Genomic DNA, 3,154 nt, shown 5'->3' on the forward strand with positions numbered 1-3,154 from the left:
CGGGAGGATCGAATGAAGTGGCTGTACTTCGCGTGGCTCAACACGCTGCGCAACCGGCGCCGCTCGCTGGTCACCGTGGGCATCGCGGCGCTCGGCACCGCGGCCATCCTGCTGGCCGGCGGCTTCGCGCTGTCGACGTACCACGCGCTGGCGCAGGCCGCGGCGCGCAGCACCGGGCACCTGGTGATCGGCCAGCCGGCGCAGTTCACGACCGATGAGGACACGCCGCTGCAGCACGGCCTCGACGATGTCGCCGCCTTGCGCGCCCGGCTGCTGGCGGACCGCGCGGTGCGCCAGGTGCTGCCGCGCGTGGAGTTCAGCGGCCTGATCAGCAACGGCGACAAGTCGACCGTGATGATGGCCCACGGTGTCGACCCCGACGGCGAGTTCTCGGTGAAGGGCCCGTTCCTCACGATGACGGCCGGCGACGTGCTGTACAGCGCCGACCGCGCCGAGGTGATGCTCGGCGACGGTCTCGCGCGCAGCCTGAAGGCCCGGCCCGGCAGCAGCCTGACGCTGCTCGCGAGCACCACCGACGGCGCGCTGAACGCGCTGGACGTGCGCGTGAAGGGCGTGTTCTCGACCGGCGTGCCGGAGATCGACAAGCGCCTCGTCTACACCGACCTTGCGACCGCGCAGAAGCTGCTGAACACCACACGGGTATCGACGCTCGGCGTGTTCCTCGACCGCATGGACTCGACCGGGCCGGCGCGCGAGCGCATGGCCGCCCTGTTCCCGTCACTCACGGTGCAGACCTGGCTCGACCAGGCCTTCTTCTACCGCTCGGTGCGCGATCTCTACAACCGCATCTTCGGCGCGCTCGGGCTGATCATCGGCGTGATCGTGGTGTTCGTCGTCGCGAACGCGATGGCGATGGCCATCATCGAGCGCACGCGCGAGATCGGCACGCTGCGCGCGCTCGGCACGCTGCCGTCGCAACTGCTGCGCACGCTGGCGCTGGAGGGCATGCTGCTCGGCGGTGCCGGCGCGCTGCTCGGCGCCGCGCTGGCCGGCGCGATCTCGCTGCTGCTGTACGTGGTGCCGGTGCAGATGCCGCCGCCGCCCGGCCGCTCCAGCGGCTACCCGCTGACGATCGAGGTCGATCCGCTGATGTTCGCCGCCACCGTGCTCGCGATGCTGCTGCTCGCGATGGCTGCGGCCGCGCTGGTCGCCCGCAGGACCGTCCACACGCCGGTGGTGGATGCGCTGGCCCACACCTGAAGGGACTCAACATGAAACGCCTCCTCGCGATCGTGCTCGGGCTGCTGGCCACGTTGGCCCAGGCCCAGGACATCGTCCCGCTGCTGAAGGMCGCCGACCGCTTCCGCATGGGCAGCGACAACCTGCAGGTCGACACGCTGATCAGCGTCTTCAACACCGATGGCTCGCCCGACAAGGAGCGGCGTTACACCGTCTTCGCGCAGGCCGGCCACCGCTCGCTGGTGCTGATGCGCAGCCCGGCCGAGAAGGGCCAGAAGGTGCTGATGCTCGGCGACGACTTCTGGCTGCTGATGCCCGGCAGCCAGCGCCCGCTGCGCATCACGCCGATGCAGAAGCTGCTGGGCGATGCGTCGACCGGCGACATCGCGACGCTCAGCTGGGCCGACGACTACGGCGGCCGCGTCATCGGCGAGGAGCGCTGCGGCGAGGTGGCCTGCCTGCACCTGAGCCTGGCGGCCAACCGCAAGGGCGTCACCTACCAGCGCATCGAACTGTGGCTGGGCACGAAGCTGCACGAGCCGCTGAAGGCCGAGCTGTACGTGCAGTCGGACAAGCTCGCGAAGCAGGCGGGCTTCGTGCTCGACGCGCCGGCCGCGCCGACGCGGGTGACCGAGATGGTGCTGCGCGACCAGCTGAGCAACCACAAGGAGACGCGGGTGCGCTACGTGTCGCGCGCGCCGCGCGACGTGCCGGAGGCCTGGCTGAACCCGATGTTCCTCGCGCGCAACCCGACGTTGGACTGAAATGCGGCGCTTCGTGGGGATCGCGGCGCTGTGGGCGCTCGCGGGCGGCGCCGTGGCCGCCGACGAGTTCAGCGGCCAGCTGCGCGCGCACCGCGAGCAGGTGGAGGGCATCGCACCGCCCGGCACCGACACGCTCGAGACCGAACTGCGCGGCCACTGGAAGGCGCTCAGCGGCAACGTCGTCTTCACGCAGCAGCGGCCCGACGGCGGGGCATGGCACGGCGATGCCGCCGTCAACGAGCTGTATGCGTCGGGCGACGCGCTGGGCTGGCAGTGGAGCGGCGGCCGCAAGATCGTCGCGTGGGACGTCGGCTACGGCTTCCGGCCGAACGACGTGGTGCAGCAGGAGCAGCGCCGCACGCTGCTCGCGACCACGCCGCGGGGCCGCGGCGTGGTGCAGGCCGAGCACTTCGATGCCGACACCGCGTGGACGCTGGTCTGGGTCAACCCGCGCAGCGATGCGCGCRCGGGTGGCGATGAAGAGGCGTTCGCCGCGCGCGTGTACCGGCGCGTCGGGTCGGCCGACTGGCACGGCTTTGCACGCGTCGGCGCGCGCTCGCGCGGCAGCATGGGCGCCGCCACGTCGTGGGTCGCGACCGACAGCCTCGAGCTGCACGCCTCGCTGCGGCGTGCGCAGCAGGCACCGCCGGCACCGGACATCACGCAAGCATTGGCCGGCGCCACCTGGACCGGCGAGAGCAAGCTCAGCCTGACGGCCGAGGTGTGGTCCGACGGTCTCGCCGCGGCACCTCAACCCCGCAGAAATGTGTATCTGCGTGCAGCTTGGGAGCACGAAGGCTGGCAACCTGTGGTCGACTTGCTGCTGGTGCCGGCCGACCGCGGCCGGATCACCACCGCGGCGCTCGGCTGGCAGGGCGACCGCTGGCGTTTCGATGCCGGCCTGCGCTGGTTCGGCGGGCCGCCGACCGCTGCCATCGCGCGGCTGCCGACGCGGCGGATCGCCTTTGTTGCAGGCACCTGGCCGTTTTGAAGGGCGCCCCGCTCCGGGATCTCCGCGCTTCACACCGCTCGTTACTGGTATTACTATGGTATTGCCTGGTAGCGTATTGGTTCCATGCGCCAATCGGGCATCGCCGTCCCGCCGCGCAGGTGGGGTTCATCGACTTGCCGAGGGAGATCCCACCATGTTCAACGCCCCGCACAAGCTGCGCCTGCTGGCCGCGCTGGCG

3 protein-coding genes are annotated in these 3,154 nt (G+C 71.1%); all 3 read left to right on the forward strand.

Going from position 1 to position 3,154, the window contains the following annotated elements:
- A partial coding sequence (locus AC1D12_RS29175; protein ID WP_477844656.1) for an ABC transporter permease occupies window positions 1-1,221 on the forward strand: 1,221 nt, incomplete at its 5' end.
- Window positions 1,222-1,232: 11 nt separating this feature from the next.
- Window positions 1,233-1,964, forward strand: a complete 732-nt coding sequence (locus tag AC1D12_RS29180; RefSeq protein WP_477844658.1) for an outer membrane lipoprotein-sorting protein — start codon at window positions 1,233-1,235, stop codon at window positions 1,962-1,964.
- Between the two features lies 1 nt (window position 1,965).
- Window positions 1,966-2,955, forward strand: coding sequence for a hypothetical protein (locus tag AC1D12_RS29185; RefSeq protein WP_477844660.1), 990 nt, complete (start codon window positions 1,966-1,968; stop codon window positions 2,953-2,955).
- Window positions 2,956-3,154 lie beyond the last annotated feature (199 nt).

This window comes from Rhizobacter sp. P1_G5 (genome assembly GCF_056405435.1).